Genomic DNA, 16,386 nt, shown 5'->3' with positions numbered 1-16,386 from the left:
CGGAGAGACCGTTGCCCTTGATGCGCCGCCCGCGCCCGCCCCGAGCCCGGTCCCGCTGGGACACCTGGCCGGAGCCCAGGGCGAAGGTCCTGGGCGTCGCCCGTACGCTCACCTCCGCGACCCGGGTCCTCGACGTCATGGACCTGCTGCGGCCGGAGGACGGCATCGCCAAGTACTACACCGTCAACCCCGGTTCGGCCTTCGCCGACGGCCTGCACGAGTACCTCGCCTCCGTGGTCGGACAGAACCTGCTGACCTGGAAAGAGGCCACCCGCCGCTCCTTCGAGCTGGCCGTCGCCTGCGCCGTCCACCCGTCGATGCGCCGCCTGGACGCCCCGCTGATGGTGATGCCGCACGGCGCCGGCTACAACCGGCTGGTCAGCGAGTCGACCGGGGACGCCACGTCCCCGGCGGGGCTCTCCCGCAGAGAACTGGTGCACCGGGGCAAGGTGGTGCCCGCGGCCATCGGCCTGTCGCACCACGACCAGCTGGCCCGGCTGCTCCAGACCTGCCCCGAGGCGGCGGCGCGGGCGGAGGTGATCGGCGACTGGTGCTTCCAGCGGCTCAAGGAGAGCGAGGCGCGGCGCGACTGGTACCGCGCGCGCCTCGGCGTCGCCGACGGACGCCGCCTCGTCGTCATCCACTCCACCTGGAGCGAGCACTCACTGCTCGGACGCCACCCCCGGCTCCCTCTCGACCTCGTCACCGCGCTGCCGGCCGACGAGTTCGCCGTCGCCACCGTCTTCCACCCCAACGTCTGGGCCCGGCACTCCCGGGCGACCGTACTGGAGCTGTTGCGGGCGCCCATGGACGCGGGCCTGATGGTGATCCCGCCCCAGGAGGGGTGGCGGGCGGCCGTCGTGGCCAGCGACTGGGTCATCGGCGACCACGGAAGCACCACCTTCTACTCCGCCGCCGCCGACCGCGTCACCCTCCTCGCCACCACCGGCCTCGAAGAACTCGACCCCCTCTCACCCGCCGCCGCGTTCGGCCGCACCGCGCCCGCCCTCGATCCGGAAGGCGATCTGTACGAGCAACTGCTGCGGGCCGAGCGGGAACACGACCCCGGCGTACTGCGCCCCGTCATCGACAGCCAGCTGGCGGACGTCGACAAGTCGGGGGAGCTCACCCAGAACCGTATGTACGAGTTCCTGCGGCACAAGGGGGTCCGCCTGCCCCCTGAGCCGCCCCGGCCACGCCCCGTGCCGGACCCGTGCCCGGAACGCGGCCGGCCGCCGACGGCGTACGAGGTGACCGGAACCGTCGGGGCCGACGGCTCGGTCGAGGTGCGCCGCTGGCCGATGACCGCGGGGCACCACGAGCGGGACCGCGGCTTCTACGCCGTCGCCGTCGAGTCGTCGCACACCCAGTGGGCGCAGAGCGCGGACGTCGTCGCCCGTACCGTCGCGGTCGCGGAGCCCGGCCCGCCCGAGTGGTGCCTGGACGAGGCCCGCCGGAAGCCCGGCGCCGCCGTGATCGCCGCCCGTATAGACGACGTGTCCGCTGTCGTACGGCTGCGGGGCGGTCTGTTCGAGGCGCGTACGGTGCGTTCCTGGGGCGCGGTGCGGCCGGGGCTCGACCCTTTGCTGCTGGGAGCGGCGCTCAACCTGTGGCTGATGGGGGGCAGAAGCGGGGCGGAACTGGCGAACGGGCTGGTGATCCGGACCGGGCGGCGCGTTGTCCAAGTGGCTTTCACCCGGCCTGCCGGGGCGGGCTGAGGGGCGTTTCTGCGCCGCGGGCCGCTGTGGTTTTCCGTGCGGCCCGGATTTACGTGATCCCTGGTTCTTGAGAGGGCGCTTCGGGGCGGCTATATGTGCGGAATGAGGGGATGCTCCCTCGTCCGGCTGTTTCCCAGAAAGGTGAGCGGGGCTGATTTCTTGGCTTTCGCTTGTGCGTATGGCCGCTGGGTGGCTTGCGGCGTACTCGAACTTCAATAGCGGCGAAGCCCGTGGCTTCACCCCGCTGCTTGCGGGACGAGGCCGGGGTGATTCCGAGGGTGACTCTGGGGTGATCCCTGGGACGACTTCTGGGACGACCTCTGGAGTGATTTCGTCACCGTCTTGACAGGTGACGCACCCCGGGCGCACCCTGGCCGCATGTCCACGACGTGTGAAGTGGAGACGCCCATGACCGACCAGCACACCCCCGACCCGGCGGCAGCCGCCCGGCGTGAGCGTTACGGCAGTCTCCCCGGCCGCGTCCGCTTCGAGGACATGACCGAGGAGACGCCGCAGTCCCCGCCCGGCGGCGTCAACTCCCGTTACAGCGGCGAGAGTTCGTGGAAGTACTACTCCTGCCTGGCCCTCGGCCTCGGGCTGTGACCCCGCCCGCGGCGGACCGCCCCCGCCGCGCCGCCCGAAATTCGCTCAGAAATCCGCCGCGCCCTCAGTACATTCCCTCAGGAGACCGGCGCCCGCCGGCGTCCCCTGCGGAAGGAAGCGCGTGCCCCTCGTCCCCGCCGATCCGGACATCCTGCACCCCATCCCCGGCCAGCCGCGCGTCGTCCTGCTGAAACCGCTGGTCACCTCGCCGCTGATCGAGGTCGGGGAGTTCTCGTACTACGACGACCCCGGTGACCCGACCGCCTTCGAGACCCGCAACGTCCTCTACCACTACGGCCCGGAGAAGCTGGTCATCGGCAAGTTCTGCGCGCTTGGCGAGGGCACGCGGTTCCTCATGAACGGCGCCAACCACCGGATGGACGGCCCCTCGACGTTCCCCTTCCCCATCATGGGCGGCTCCTGGTCGGACCACTTCGACCTCATCACGGGGCTGCCCGGCCGGGGCGACACGGTGGTCGGCAACGACGTCTGGTTCGGGTACGGCTCCCTGGTGATGCCCGGCGTCCGCATCGGGCACGGCGCGGTGATCGCGGCCGGCTCGGTCGTCACCGACGACGTCCCCGACTACGGCATCGTGGGCGGCAACCCCGCCCGCCTGATCCGCCGCCGGTACGACGCCGCCGACATCGACCGCCTCCTCGAACTGGCGTGGTGGGACTGGCCGTTGGAGCACCTCAGTGAGCATTTGCGGACGGTCATGGCGGGCGGGGTGGATGAGCTGGCGGCGGTGGCGCCGTAGCCGGCCGGGTGGCGCAGCCGATTTCGGCGCCCCCGGCATTCCGGCGCCCCCGGCACCCCGGCGCCCCCAGCGTTCCGGCGCCCCGGCATCCCAGCATTCCGGCGTCTCAGCGTTCCGGCACCCCGGCACCCCGGCGCTCCGACACCCCAATGCCCCGGCAGCCCGGAATCCCGGTGAGCGCCGTGAACTCCCGTACCCCCAGCCCCCTTACCCCGCCCCCACCCCCGCCGAGAAACGAGTCCCCGTCGATGCCCGCCCCCACCCCCTTCGCCGACTGGCTCCGCGCTCACGCCGTCCCCCTCACCCACCTCGCCCCCGAGGCGCCGCTGGACGATCTGGAGCCGTTGCGCGGGATCGTCGGGGACGCGAGGGTCGTGGCCCTCGGTGAGAGCTCCCACTTCATCCACGAGTTCGCCCAACTGCGCGAGCGCGTCCTGCGGTTCCTCGTCGAGCGCTGCGGATTCATCGTGCTCGCCTTCGAGTTCGGGTTCAGCGAGGGTTCCCGATCGACGACTGGGTACGGGGCGCGGGGGCGGACGACGGACTCGAGGACCACCTCGCCGGATCGATCCCCGTGGGCATGTCCGACCCGCTGCACTGGATGCGCCGCCACAACCGTACGGCGTCAACTCCCGTACGGTTCGCGGGAGTCGACATCCCCGGCGCCGGCGGGTCGCTGCTTCCCGCGCTGGCGCCGGTCGCCGGGTACCTGCGCGCGACCGATCCCGAGACGCTCCCGCTCGTCGAGACCGCGCTGGCCCTCGCCGAACCGTTCGCGGGCGGCTCGGGCGCGGTCGCCGCACCGGCCTGGGCCCGCCTGGAGCCAGCCCAACAGGACGCCCTGAGCGCGGTGTCGGCCCGCCTGCTTTTCCGGTTCCGCGCCCTGGAGCCGCTGTACGTCTCCCGCAGCGATCAGCGCGCTTACGACATCGCCGTCCGCCGCGTCGAGGGCGCCTGCCACGCCGACCACTCCTTCCGCGCCATGGCCGGGCTGTTCTCCGGCACCGGCCTGACCGCGGACACCTCCGTCCGCGACGCCTACATGGCACAGTCCGTCCGCTGGTACCTCGACCGCTTCGGCCCAGGTACCCGCATCGTCCTGGCCGCCCACAACGCCCACATCCAGAAGACCCCGGTCTCCCCATGGGCCACTACCTCCAACGCGCCCTGGGCGCCGACTACTTCGCCCTAGGCCTGATCAGCACCACCGGCCACACCGCCGACATGCCCCGCGCCGAGCACAGCCGCTTCGGCTTCACCGTCACCGCCACGGAACTGGCCCCGCCCGAGGAGGGAAGCATCGAAAAAGCGTTCACAGACGCGGAGTCGACCCTCACCATCGCCGATCTCCGCCGCACCCCAGGGGAGTTGACGGGCCCCGAGCGGATCCGCATCCAGAGCGCGTACATGGACATCCCGGTACGGGAGTCCTTCGACGCGATCCTCCACAGCCCGGTGTCCACGGTCACCGAGAAACTCGAGGACTGAGAACTCGCAAAGGAGGCAGGTCTGTTCGTCTTTGCGGGCCAGACGGGAGCGACGGGCCCAAGGAACCCTCACCCGTCCAACCGCACCTCCCCGTACGCCACGATCACCGCCGGCCCCTCCAGCACCATCCGCCCATCTCCCCGTACCTGCACCCCCAACCGCCCACCCGGCACGTCCACCACATAACTCCCCGCCCCCGTCCGCCCGTTCAGATGACGTAACGCCGCGACCGCCGCGCAGGCCCCCGTCCCGCACGCTTTGGTCTCGCCCACGCCCCGTTCGTGGACGCGGAGGAAGAGGTGGTGGGGGGAGAGGACGTGGGCGAAGCCGACCGTCACGCCGGTGGGGTAGGCGTCGAGGGGGGTCACCAGGGGTGGGACGCGGAGGTCGCCGGGGTGGGACAGGTCCGTCACGAAGGTCACGGCGTGCGGGTTTCCCATGTCTACGTGGGTCGCCGGCCAGTGGTGGGTGCCGGTGGTGACGGTGATGCCCGGGGTGCCGGGGAGGTACGGGTGGCCCATGTCGACGGTCAAGGGAGCGTCGTCGCGGGGGACATGGACGGTGTGGACGCCGGCCCGCGTCGCGATCGGGGTGGGGCCCGGCGGGCAGAGGCCCTGGCCGGTGAGGTAGCGGGCCAGGACGCGTATCCCGTTGCCGCACATCGTCCCCCGCGAACCGTCCGCGTTGTAGTAGTCCATGTACCACTCCGCCTGCCGGGTCATGGGAGCGGCCTCGGGGAGCGCGGCGCAGCGCACGGCGCGCAGCAGACCGTCCGCGCCGATGCCGGTACGGCGGTGGCAGAGCCGGGAGACGTCGGCGGGGGAGAGGGCGAGGTTCGCGGCGGGGTCGGGCAGGACGATGAAGTCGTTGTGGGCGCCGTGGCCTTTCGCGAAAGGCAGGGGTAAAGGCATCAGGGGGTGGGGCCCTGTTCCCCGTCGGGGCGCTCTGAATTCCCGCTCGCGCCCCCTAAGCCCCCCAAGCTTCCGTTCGCGCTCCCCGCGCCGCCATCAGCTCCCCCAGCGCCCCCATCCGCCCCCTCCACCTCAACCCGCAGCCACGCCACCTTCCGCCGCCCCGAGTCCGTCGTCCCGAATGCCACCCCCCGTTCCAGGATTCCGAGCACCTCCCGCCAGTGCGCGTTCGCCTCGGGAGTGACGTCGAATTCGATTCGGGCGCCGGTCGATTCCCACACGACGCGAGGGTGAGTTCCGGTCAGCTCCGCGAGCCGTCGGACCAGGGCGTCGACGGTGGAGTTTCTGCGGTTCTCGCCCACGTCCTCCGCCGTCCGGTCGCCCGATAATCACCCTCCGCATTTCTGGTCCACTAGCTTTCAGCTAGTGGACTAACTTGTCAATCTCTGGAGAGTGATCCGCGACCGCGAGGAGGAGCATGGCCGACGGGACTTCGGCTTCCCCGGCTCCCTACCTGCTGGTGGCGGAGGCGATAAGAGCGCGTATCGCGGACGGTACCTGGCGCCCTGGCGACAGACTGCCATCCCGCGTCGCGCTGGGCCAGGATCTCGGCGGCGTCGGCGAGAACGTCGTACGCCGCGCCCAGGAACTCTTGATAGACGAAGGGCTCCTGGAAGGGCGCGCCGGGTCCGGTACTTATGTGCGCGCGGTGGAGCGGCGGCTCACGCTGTGGCGTACCCGGCGTTCCGGCGTCGGCAACTGGGGCATCGCCCCGGTCGGCTTCCCCGGCACGTGGGACGCGAACAGCGTGGCCAAGGTGCCGGCGCCCGCCGGGATCGCGCGGCGGCTCGGGATCGCGGAGGGCGCGCTGTGCGTCCGCACCGTCTACGAGTTCCTGCGCCCGTACCGGCCCGTGATGCTGATGACCAGCTGGGAGCCCATGTCGATCACCGGCGGGACCCTCGTCGTGCTGCCCGAGGGCGGGCCGTTCTCCGGGCTCGGGGTGGCCGAGCGGATGGCCGAGATCGGGATCAAGGTCGTCCGGGTGCGCGAGGTGCCCGGCGCCGTCCAGATCGACCGCGAGCAGGCGCTTCTCCTCGGCATGCCCGCCGGCTCCCGCGCCACCCTGATCGAGCGCACCCACTTCGACACGACGGGACGGGCGGTGGAGACCGCGGACGTGCTGGTCCCGGCGAACCAATGGGAAATCACGTACGAATTCCCGATCGAAACACCCGGGTCTTAAGTGTCCCGGCACCGGCTTTAAATCGACTGCGCACCCTCCCCCGGCGAAAATCCACGGAATCGACGGGATCATTCCGGGGGATGGTTACGGGATGAGCATTTCACGCACGGATCCGGTGGTCCGGGTCAAGGACTGGCTGATCTCGCCCGTCCTGAACGGACTCATCGGCGTCGCTGGTATCGTCATTCCCGCGATCGCCTGGGCGAATGAACAGTCAGGCGTCAGAAACCTGCTGTTCGCCGTCCAGACCCTGCTCGTCGTCTGGCTCACGATCAATCACTTATGGCTGAGAGGCAGGTACATCACATTGCGGCGCGCGAACAATTCCAAGGACATGGACGACTCCCGTTACTACGAACTGGTCCGGGACCAGCTGGAGCAGGAGCTGATCTCCGACTACGGCGAGATCGTCGACGGCCATCTGCGGGTGTACGCCGCCGAAGTGCCCCGCCTCTCCGTCCTCCTCGTCAACACCCTGGTCGCCTCGCGCACCGAGCCGCTGCGCATCCTCGCCACCGACCTCACCACCAACCCCGCCCTGCTCACCGGCCGCCGCGAGTACATCGCCGCCAACCGCCGGCTGGTCGAGGCCGGGGGCACCATCCAGCGCCTGTTCATCTGCCACCGCGCCGACCTCGTGCGCGCCGACTTCGCCCGTGACCTCCTCCAACTCATCCGGATGCACCGGGAGTTGGGCGTCACCTGCGGACTCGCGGTACGCGACCGGCTGCGCGCCGACCTCGCCGTCGACGTCGTCGTCCTCGCCTCCGCCGCCGTCCTCCTGGAGGAGGAACAGGGCGACGCCGACTACACCCGGGGCCGATCCTCCGTCTACTTCAAGGGAGTCGACCGCTGGACCGCGCGCTTCGAGTCCGTCTGGGGGCATGGGCCCGACTCGGCCGCCACCGCGCTACAGACGTACGAGGCGGGCGCGGGGGCGTTGTTGGAGGGGGACGCGTGGGACGAGGGGCGCGCGGGGGAGATCGTCGGGCGGCTGTGAGAAGGGCATCGAGACGGGTGTGACCAGGGCGGCCCGGCGCGTGCCGGCGCCGTGGGACGGGTTTCGGACAGACCTCAACTCCCCCTCCGGAAAAGCTGGTTCACCGGCTTACCGTGTGTGACGACCGTGCGCGGGCGACCACCGCGCCCCCCTCCGGCTACCTCGGGACCGCCCTTGCTGCTGTGCCTGACCCTGCTCGTCACAGGCGTCGCCCTGCGTCAGATCGACCGCGCGCACTTCGCCCGGTCCCGCCCGCGCACCGCCGGCTCCGCCGAACTGGTCGCGCTCCAGCGGGCCCGGGCCAATAACCTCACGCCCGCCCTGCTGCTGGCCGGCCAGTGGACCCAGATCGCCGGCTGGTGGCTGCTCGCCGGCCGGGGCCCGCTCGGGGCGCTCGCCGCGGCGCTCGCGGTGGCCGTCCACTTCCGCCACCTCCAGGAGATCAGCCACTTCGCCGTCCACGGCGTCCTCGCCCGCACCCGCCGCGCCAACCACCTCCTCGCGGAACTCTTCGCCCACCACCCCCTGGGCCTGGCCCCGGTCACCGCCCGCCGCCGCAGACACGTCCGCGACCACCACCCCCACGCGACCCTCACGACCGACCCCAACCTCACCGAACTCCACACCGCGGGCCTGCGCCCCGGTGTCTCCCGCCCCCGCTTCCGCCGCGCCCTGATCTTCCCCCTGACCCCCACCGGCATCCGCACGACGGCCGCCGACATCCGTACGAACACCAGGAGTTGGCACCGTACGACAGCCCTGGCGCTGCTCGCCGCGGCGGCGTACGCGACCGGCGGCTGGCCCGCCCTGCTCGCCGGCCTCCTCGTCCCGCGCCTCCTGCTCTACCCCCAACTCGCCTGGCTGAGCCTGCTGAACGAGCACACCTGGTTCGACCCCGAACCCCGCACCGGCGCCCCCGCCTGGGTCGAGGCCGGCCGTTGCCTGCGCCTCTACCCCCGCGGCGGCCCCCTCGCCCACCTCGCCGCCCTCACCTGGCTCCCCTACGGCGACCTCCACCACTACGCCCACTCGGCCCACCCCGCCGTCCGCTGGAACTACCTCCCCGCCCTCGAACGCCACCTGGCCGCACCGCACTTCACCCCGGCCACCCTGCGCTCGGTCGTCGCCCGGCACCGCCGCGCCCTCGACCGGTTTCGCTGTCCGGCGGCCGAGGAAGGCTCCCCCGTGTGATCACCGTCCTGCCCGCCGCCCCCTCCCTGCCCGCCGCCGTCTCCGCCCTGCGCGCGAGCCTGCCGGCCGGACTGGACCCCGAGGCAGGCCCCCGCCCGCACCCCGCTGTTCGACGGCTCCCTGCTGTCGGCCGACTCGACTGTGGTGGCCGTCGGTTCATCCAGGCGGGCGTCGCTCCGGAGGCGCTGGTCCCGCTCGCGGCACTGGTCCGGGGGGAGGTCCAACCCGCCTTCGACCGGCCCCGGTTGTTCAAGAGTGTGGGGATGGCCTGGGAGGACCTGGTGGTCGCCGCCGCTCATTTCGAGGCCGCATAAGATCGTCTGGCCCGATCGGGGCCGAGCAGGAGGCTGAACTCAGATGGCGGACGCGCGTGTGGTGATCGTGACCGGTGGCGGCACGGGGATCGGTGCCGCGACGGCGCGGCTGCTCCGGGAGGACGGGCACGAGGTCGTCGTCTCCGGCCGCCGGGAAGAGCCGCTGCGGCGGATCGCCGAGGAGACCGGCGCACTGGCCTGCCCGGCCGACACCACCGACCCGGACGACGTACGCCGGCTGGTCGGGACCGCTGTCGAGCGGTTCGGGCGGCTCGACGGGCTGGTCCTCAACGCGGGCGTCGCCCGCAGCGGCCGGGTCGGCGAACTCTCCTTCGAGGACTGGGACTTGGTGCTCCGCACCAACCTCACCGGACCCTTCCTCCTGCTGCGCGCGGCGCTGCCCCACCTGCTCGAGGCCCGGGGCTCCGTCGTCGCCGTCGCCTCGGTCGCCGCCCTGCGCAACGGGTACGCGAACGCCGCCTACGCCACCTCCAAGGCGGCGCTGCTCCAGCTGTGCCGGTCCCTGTCCGTGGACTACGGGCCGCAGGGGCTGCGGGCCAACACCGTCTGCCCCAGCTGGGTGCGCACGGAGATGGCCGACGGGCGGATGGAGCGGTTCGCGCGGGAGGCGGGGCTGGGGGCCGAGGCGGGCGGCGACGGGCCGGGGGACGTGGACGCGGCCTACGCGGAGGCCACCCGGCTGCTTCCGGCCGGGCGGCCCGGAGAGCCAGGCGAGGTGGCGCAGGCCGTCGCCTGGCTGCTGTCACCGGCCGCGTCGTTCGTCAACGGCGCCGCGCTGACCGTGGACGGCGGGGCCACGGCACTGGACCTCGGGGCCGTCCCTTTCGGGTTCCAGGTCACTCCGCGCTAGACGCGAGCCGGCCGGCCTCAGTACGGCTCCGGCAGCGCCCCGAGTCTCGACACGACCCGCTCCCGCAGCAGCAGATACTCCTCCCACCGGCGCAGCGGCCCCGGCGGGCGCACGACGACCCGTTCGGCGGTGATCGTCTGCCCCCGCCGGAACTGCTCGCGCGTCAGGTCGAGTTCGACGCCGCTGGGCAGCCGGTTCCACCAGTGGAAGCCGCGCCGGGCGCCGTCGTCGTACACCTCGCCGACGACCAGTTCGCCCCCGAAGACGTCATGGACGATGAGCGCGGTGATGTCGCAGTGCCCCCAGGCCGGGTTGTCCGGCTCCCAGGGGTCCTGCTCGTCGGGCGAGCTGGTGTCGGCGGCCCAGCTGTCGCGCAGGGCCCGGTCGAGGTCGAGGAGGTTCCAAGGACTCATGCCGGTCAGCATCGCAGCCACCACTGACAACGGCCCTCGCCCGCCCGCCGCCAGGCCCCCGGAGCCGCCGATTCACACATGGTTGCGGCGCGGCGGCTCCCCGCTCCGGTGCAGCCGGCTCTTCAGACTCGCCCCCAGCGGCACCGTCTCCAGCGACGTCACCAGCCGGGGCACCGCATGTGCGGGCAGCCGCGCCGTGCACCACGCGACCAGCTCCTCCTCGCCGACGTCCGCGACGACGTCCGCCGCGACGACCGAGCCGACGAAGGGCGCCGTACGCGCGAAGACGCGGGCCCAGTGCACCCGGGGATGGGCCAGCAGCACGTCCCGCACCTGCCCGGCGGAGAGCAGCAGCCCGCCCACGCTGATCTGGTCCTGCCCCAGCCGCCCGCTCAGGACGACGCGCCCGCCGACGAACTCCGCGCGGTCACCGGTCGCGACCCACTCCGGCATCTCCTCGGCCCCGCGCACCGGACGGACGTACAACTGCCCTTCCCGCACCCGGAGTTCCGGCTTGCGGCCGGCGCCGGGGCGCTCCAGCCACTCGACCGGGAAGCCGGCCTTGCCGTCATGGACGACGACGCAGGCGCCGGTCTCGGCGGAGGCGTAGATCCAGCTGATACGGGCGCCCCGGAAGAGCTCGCGCAGCCGGTCCAGGAGCGACTGGTCGACGGGCTCACCGCCGAGGGTGATCTGGCGCGGGCGCAGGGCCGCGAGCCGGGGGCCCGCCGAGGCGAGGGCGAGCCGCCAGAACGACGGGGTCGCCGACACCGCGTCCACGCCCTCCGCGAGCGCGACCGGCAGCCACTGCTCGGGGCGCGGCCCGGGCGCGGTCACCAGGTCCTGTCCGGGGTGCGCGAGGCTGAGCGAGACCAGCTGCCACCAGGCGTACGTGCCCGGCGAGTACGGCAGCAGCCAGCGGCGCGCGGGCGGCGCGGTGTCGAGCGTCGTCAGGCTGGCCAGGGTGTGCGCGAGGAGCCGGGGGTGGCCGGTGCTGCCGCTGGTCGTCAGCCAGACCCGGCCCGGCCGCAGCGGGTTCGTCGAGACGAGCCGCGGCAGCTGCGCGCACAGCGACTCGTCGACCCTTTCCCGTCCCACGACGAGGAGTTCGCCCCGCCCGTACAGATGCGCGCGGGCCGCCGCCAGCGCCGCGAGCTGGCCGTCCGCGACGACAACGGCCCGTTCCCGCAAGGGCGGTGTCATCAGATCCCGCCAACTGCCCCGGAACACACCGGAGACGATCCGGTTGTCGAGTGCCTCGCTCATGCCGGGCGCACCCGTTCCAGCGGGTCCGGCACGGGCCGCATCAGCTCGCGCGCCCGGCGCCGGGGGAGCACGGTGTTCGTCTGAGGCATGGGCGACTTCTTTCGGGAAAGGTCTCGTCGGACGTCCTGTACTACACGTATCCCGGCTTAAGAAACGATGAAAGGCGTAAAGCGGGCGCTCGGGATGTAGCCGGACGGTACGGGTCTTTTCTGTGCTCTCGGACGTGCCTCCGTGTACCTCCGGGTCACCCGTTCGCCGGATTGCGCGCAGGGGCGGGTGAGTGATTCTGGGGTGCGGCGCAGGAAGTGTGGGCCGGTCAGGGGGCGTCGTAGGAAGTGCGGGCCGGTCAAGGCGAGTTGAGGACGGGCTCGTCCGGCCCCCGCAGCCCGTGCCGGCCGTCCCGTACCGCCGCCCGCTGCACCAGCCATCCCGCGTCCCCCGTCTCCCCGCCCCCGGCGACCGTCCGGACGTGCGCGAAGCCCTGCCGCAGGTAGAAGTCCTGGAGCCGGTCGTTGCCCGTGTTGACGTTGCCCCGCAGCCACAGGTGCCCGGACGCCGCCGCGCGGTCGCTCGCCCAGCCGAGGGCCCGCCCGCCCAGGCCGCGTCCGGCGAACGCCCGGCGCACGATCAACCACCGCATGTACAGGCTCGGTTCGCGCAGTTCCTCGGCCGTCCACAGGCCGCCGATCGGCTCGGGTTCCAGCACGAACATGGCCGCCATCGCGCCGCCGCCGTCCCGTACGACGTACAGGCACCCCGACCGTACGACCGCCCGCAGCCGTTCGGCCGGCAGCGGGACGTGCCATTGGTCGATCCCCCGCTGCCGTAACCACGCGACGGCCTCCGCGCGGGCTGCCGCCAGCAAAGGGAGGTCGGAGGCCGCGGCGTGGTCGACGTACAGCAAGAGCGCTCCTACTGGATCGGCGGACGTGACGCAACGTAAGTAGCACGCCCTTCCTTAAGGGGGTGAACGCATCTAAACCACCCGAAAGGATGCCGCTCCTGTTGAGGGGAGGGGGGTGGTGCTTATCGCGTGGCCCAGCGCATGGTGCAGGAGCCCGACCGGTTTGCTGTGATCCAGACAGGTCTTTGTGCCGTCGGGGTTGAGCCGGAAGCAGCGGCGCCCGCCTGCGCCGGTGCGAGCGTGCCGAAGGACAGGGCCGCGGTGAGGGCGAGGGGCTTGCCGAGGGTCTTCCGCCGCACTCATCAAAGAACGCGAGTGACGATTTCCGTCCTTACCGGCCGACTTCGGCGCCCGTAGCGTGACAAGTGGGCCAGGCAAGGCGGACGGGGGTCGGCGTGGGGCGCGGTGAGAAACCGTTGGATCCGGGCGCGGGTCCTGTCCAGCGGCTCGCGTACGAGATGCGCAAGCTCCGCGCGGAGGCGGGGGGACTCGGTTACCGGGAGATGGCGCGGCGGGTCGCGTACTCGGCGACGGGGCTGTCCCGCGCGGCCGACGGGACCAGGCTGCCGTCGCTCGAGGTCGTGCTGGCCTACGTCCAGGCGTGCGGAGGCGAGCGCGAGGAGTGGGAGCGCCGCTGGCGCGCCGCCGCCGAGGAGGCCGCTCTGCTGGCCGCGCGGCAGTCCGCGCAGGACGAGGACGCCGGCGCGCCGTACCAGGGGCTGGCGCGGTTCGAACCACGGGACGCGGACCGGTTCTTCGGCCGGGGCCGGCTCGTCCCCGCCACGGCCCAGGGGCTCATCGTGGAGCGCGCGCTGACCGCACGCGTCGTCGAGGAGGCCGCCGGTGAACCGGGCGCCCTGCCGCTGCTCTCCCACGCGCTGCTGGAGACCTGGCACCGCCGCAGGGGCCGGATGCTCACCGTCGCCGGGTACGAGGCCGCGGGCGGCGTCCACGGCGCGATCGCCCGCACGGCCGAGGAGATCTACCGCGGGCTGCCGCCGCGCCAGGCCGTGCACATGCGGCACGTCCTGCTGCGGCTCGTCACGCCGGGGGAGGGCGCGCAGGACACGCGCCGTTCGGCCGACCGCGCCGAACTGGACGCGCTGACCGAGGACCGCGCGGACGACGCGGTGATCGAGCGGCTCGTACGGGGCCGCCTGGTCACCGTCGACGGCGCCACCGTGGACCTCGCCCATGAGGCGCTGATCACCTCGTGGCCCCGGCTGCGGGCCTGGATCGACGAGGACCGTGAACACCTGCGCCTGCACCGGAGGCTGACCGAGGCGGCGGCCGAGTGGGAGGCGCTCGGGCGGGACCCGGGCGCCCTGTACCGGGGGACCCGGCTCGCCGCCGCCGAGGAGTGCTTCGTCCGGTCCGGGCGGCGCGGCGAACTCACCCCGCAGGAAGGGGCGTTCCTCGACGCGGGGCTCGACACGCTGGCCGAGGAGCGCCGGACCGCCGCGCGCGGCAGCCGCCGGCTGCGGCATCTGGTCGTCAGCCTCGCCGTTCTGCTCGCGATGGTGGCAAGCGCCGGGATGTTCTCGCTGCAACTGCGGCAACAGGCCGTCGTGGCGGGGAAAGAGCGGCTGTCACGTCAACTCGCCGCCCAGGCACTGGAGTTGACGGACTCCCGGCCGGGTACGGCGATGCTGCTGGCCGTGGAGGCGTATCACACGGCCCCCACCGCCGAGGCGCGCGGCGCGCTGCTGAGCATGTCGACGCTCCAGTACTACCGGGCGGAGATCCCCGCGCACAGCGACGCGGTGACCGGGGTCGCCTTCGGCCGCGACGGCACCCTGGCGACCGTGGGCCGCGACGGACTGCGGCTGTGGGACCCGGTCCGCCGTACCCGGCTCGCGGCGCCGGCCGGGCACGGATCGTGGCTGCGCGGTGTGGCGTTCAGCCAGGACGGGCGGCTGCTGGCGACCGGCGGCGACGACGCGGCCGTCGCGCTGTGGGACGTCGCGCGCCGCCGCAGGACGGCGGTGCTGTCCGGCCACGCGCGTACGGTCCGCAGTGTGGCGTTCAGCCCCGACGGCCGGCTGCTGGCGAGCGGGTCGGCGGACGGGACCGTACGGCTGTGGGACGTCGGGAGCCGCCGGGAGAGGGCCGTGTTCCGGCAGTGGCGGGCGAACGCGGTCGCGTTCAGCCCTGACGGCCGTGCCGTCGCGGCGGCCGGTACGGACGGGACGGTGCGGCTCGGGTCGACGCGGACCGGCAGGGAGACCGCCGCGCTGACCGGGCACACCGGGAGCGTGGACACGGTGGCGTTCAGCCCCGACGGCCGTACGCTCGCCACGGCTGGCCAGGACCACACCGTCCGGCTCTGGGACCTGAGCGGCCGAAGGGACCCGGTCGGACTCAGCGGCCACGCCGGTGAGGTACGGGCCCTGGTGTTCAGCCCCGACGGCCGGACGCTCGCCACCGCCGGACACGACGCCACGGTCATCCTCTGGGACCTGGAGCGCAAGGCCGTCAAGGCCGGGCTCGTCGGTCACGCCGCCGACATCCGCGCGATGGCGTTCGACCGGAGCGGCACGCTGCTGGCCACCGGCTCGGAGGACGGCGCGGTCATCCTGTGGGACCCGACGCGCATCCCCCTCTCCGGCCACACCGACCGCTTGACGGACGTGGTGTTCAGCCCCGACGGCCGCGCGCTCGCGACCGCCGGACACGACCGGGTGATCACGGTGTGGGACACCCGGCGCCGGGTCCCCACAGCCCGTCTCGACAAGGGGAACGGGCCGGTGAACGCGCTGGCCTTCAGCCCTGACGCCGGAACGCTCGCCGCGACGAGCGGCACCTCGGACCGGCCGGGGGCCGCCGACCACGCCCTCACCCTGTGGGACCTCCACGGGATCCGGCCCCCCAGGAGACTCGCGGGCCACACCGGCCGCGTCATGGACGTCGACTTCAGCCCCGACGGCCGGCTGGTCGCCACCACGGGCACGGACGGGCAGGTCATGCTGTGGGACGCCCAACTCGGCACCCGCCTGGCCGCGTTGCACAGCGCGGGAGCCCCCGGGAACGCCGTGGCGTTCAGCCCCGACGGCCGGCTGCTGGCCTCCGCCCACTCCGACGCGGCCGTGCTGTGGAACGTGGCCGACCGCACCCGGGCCGCCACGCTGAGGGGCCACGACAGACCGGTCGCCGCCGTGGCGTTCAGCCCTGACAGCCGCGTGCTCGCCACGGCGGGCCACGACCGGCGGGTGATCCTCTGGGACGTCGCCGGAAAAGTTCCCGAGGTCACCCTCGTCGGAGGCGCAGGGCCCGTGCAGGACGTGGCGTTCAGCCCCGACGGCCGCGTCCTCGCCACCGCCGGCGCCGGCCACACGGCGGTGCTGTGGGACCTCGCCCGGCACACCGTGTGGGCCACGCTGACCGGGCACGACGCGATCGTCGGAGCCCTCGACTTCAGCCCCGATGGGCACACGCTGGCCACCGGGAGCCATGACTACTCCGCCCGGCTCTGGAGCGTCGATCCCGGCCGCACCGCCGATCAGGTCTGCGCGCGGGTGGCCCGTGATCTCACTCCGGAGGAATGGGGACGGTTTCTTCCTGGGGTGCGGTATCGGCAGACGTGCGGGGTGAGTGAAGCGGGCAGGCCGGTCCGGGTGGGGCGGGAGCTCTCTTGGGCGCTGGGGAAGGGGAGTTGACGCATACTCACCGCTGATCACCTGAAGAAAGCGGAACCTCCGGCG

Annotated in this window: 13 protein-coding genes and 1 pseudogene; 10 read left to right on the top strand and 4 right to left on the bottom strand. The window is 72.8% G+C overall.

The genetic code is table 11. The features are described from left to right. Window positions 1–20: 20 nt before the first annotated feature. The 4 genes and pseudogenes from ACYUD3_RS10940 to ACYUD3_RS10925 all read left to right on the top strand — a co-directional run bounded on the left by ACYUD3_RS10940 (window position 21) and on the right by ACYUD3_RS10925 (window position 4,569). Window positions 21–1,718: a hypothetical protein gene (locus tag ACYUD3_RS10940; protein WP_470967336.1), complete on the top strand. Its 1,698-nt coding sequence runs from the start codon at window positions 21–23 to the stop codon at window positions 1,716–1,718. A gap of 378 nt (window positions 1,719–2,096) precedes the next feature. Continuing rightward, window positions 2,097–2,321 (top strand): hypothetical protein, encoded by a 225-nt coding sequence (locus tag ACYUD3_RS10935; protein ID WP_470967334.1) that lies wholly within the window; start codon window positions 2,097–2,099, stop codon window positions 2,319–2,321. Between the two features lie 121 nt (window positions 2,322–2,442). Beyond that, window positions 2,443–3,081: a CatB-related O-acetyltransferase gene (locus ACYUD3_RS10930; RefSeq protein WP_470967332.1), complete on the top strand. Its 639-nt coding sequence runs from the start codon at window positions 2,443–2,445 to the stop codon at window positions 3,079–3,081. A gap of 580 nt (window positions 3,082–3,661) precedes the next feature. Next, window positions 3,662–4,569, top strand: a pseudogene (locus ACYUD3_RS10925) (erythromycin esterase family protein). A 68-nt stretch (window positions 4,570–4,637) separates the two neighbouring features. On the opposite strand, the gene dapF reads toward ACYUD3_RS10925, so the two are convergent. Beyond that, on the bottom strand, window positions 4,638–5,480 hold the full coding sequence (gene dapF, locus ACYUD3_RS10920) for a diaminopimelate epimerase (protein ID WP_470967329.1): 843 nt from the start codon (window positions 5,478–5,480) through the stop codon (window positions 4,638–4,640). Window positions 5,481–5,958: 478 nt separating this feature from the next. Here dapF and ACYUD3_RS10915 point away from each other — a divergent pair, with 478 nt between their 5' ends. The 5 genes from ACYUD3_RS10915 (at window position 5,959) to ACYUD3_RS10895 (ending at window position 10,102) form a co-directional block, all read left to right on the top strand. Then, complete coding sequence (locus ACYUD3_RS10915) at window positions 5,959–6,726, top strand: GntR family transcriptional regulator (RefSeq protein WP_470967327.1); 768 nt, start codon at window positions 5,959–5,961, stop codon at window positions 6,724–6,726. A 91-nt stretch (window positions 6,727–6,817) separates the two neighbouring features. Then, window positions 6,818–7,726, top strand: coding sequence for a hypothetical protein (locus ACYUD3_RS10910; RefSeq protein WP_470967324.1), 909 nt, complete (start codon window positions 6,818–6,820; stop codon window positions 7,724–7,726). A gap of 174 nt (window positions 7,727–7,900) precedes the next feature. Further along, a complete protein-coding gene (locus tag ACYUD3_RS10905) occupies window positions 7,901–8,917 on the top strand; it encodes a fatty acid desaturase (protein WP_470967322.1) in 1,017 nt (338 codons plus the stop codon). Beyond that, on the top strand, window positions 8,914–9,231 hold the full coding sequence (locus ACYUD3_RS10900; RefSeq protein WP_470967319.1) for a hypothetical protein: 318 nt from the start codon (window positions 8,914–8,916) through the stop codon (window positions 9,229–9,231). Before ACYUD3_RS10905 ends, ACYUD3_RS10900 begins: the two co-directional genes overlap by 4 nt. 43 nt (window positions 9,232–9,274) lie before the next feature. Then, on the top strand, window positions 9,275–10,102 hold the full coding sequence (locus ACYUD3_RS10895; RefSeq protein WP_470967317.1) for an SDR family NAD(P)-dependent oxidoreductase: 828 nt from the start codon (window positions 9,275–9,277) through the stop codon (window positions 10,100–10,102). A gap of 17 nt (window positions 10,103–10,119) precedes the next feature. On the opposite strand, the gene ACYUD3_RS10890 is transcribed toward ACYUD3_RS10895, so the two are convergent. The 3 genes from ACYUD3_RS10890 to ACYUD3_RS10880 all read right to left on the bottom strand — a co-directional run bounded on the left by ACYUD3_RS10890 (window position 10,120) and on the right by ACYUD3_RS10880 (window position 12,685). After that, window positions 10,120–10,515, bottom strand: a complete 396-nt coding sequence (locus tag ACYUD3_RS10890; RefSeq protein ID WP_470967315.1) for a YunG family protein — start codon at window positions 10,513–10,515, stop codon at window positions 10,120–10,122. Window positions 10,516–10,587: 72 nt separating this feature from the next. Next, window positions 10,588–11,781, bottom strand: a complete 1,194-nt coding sequence (locus ACYUD3_RS10885; protein WP_470967313.1) for an AMP-binding protein — start codon at window positions 11,779–11,781, stop codon at window positions 10,588–10,590. A 346-nt stretch (window positions 11,782–12,127) separates the two neighbouring features. After that, window positions 12,128–12,685 (bottom strand): GNAT family N-acetyltransferase, encoded by a 558-nt coding sequence (locus ACYUD3_RS10880; protein WP_470967310.1) that lies wholly within the window; start codon window positions 12,683–12,685, stop codon window positions 12,128–12,130. A 395-nt stretch (window positions 12,686–13,080) separates the two neighbouring features. Here ACYUD3_RS10880 and ACYUD3_RS10875 point away from each other — a divergent pair, with 395 nt between their 5' ends. Continuing rightward, window positions 13,081–16,341 (top strand): nSTAND1 domain-containing NTPase, encoded by a 3,261-nt coding sequence (locus ACYUD3_RS10875; RefSeq protein WP_470967308.1) that lies wholly within the window; start codon window positions 13,081–13,083, stop codon window positions 16,339–16,341. Window positions 16,342–16,386 lie beyond the last annotated feature (45 nt).

It is taken from the genome of Streptomyces sp. AMJ-169, assembly GCF_055597585.1.
This window is presented reverse-complemented; position numbering and strand designations above follow the sequence as displayed.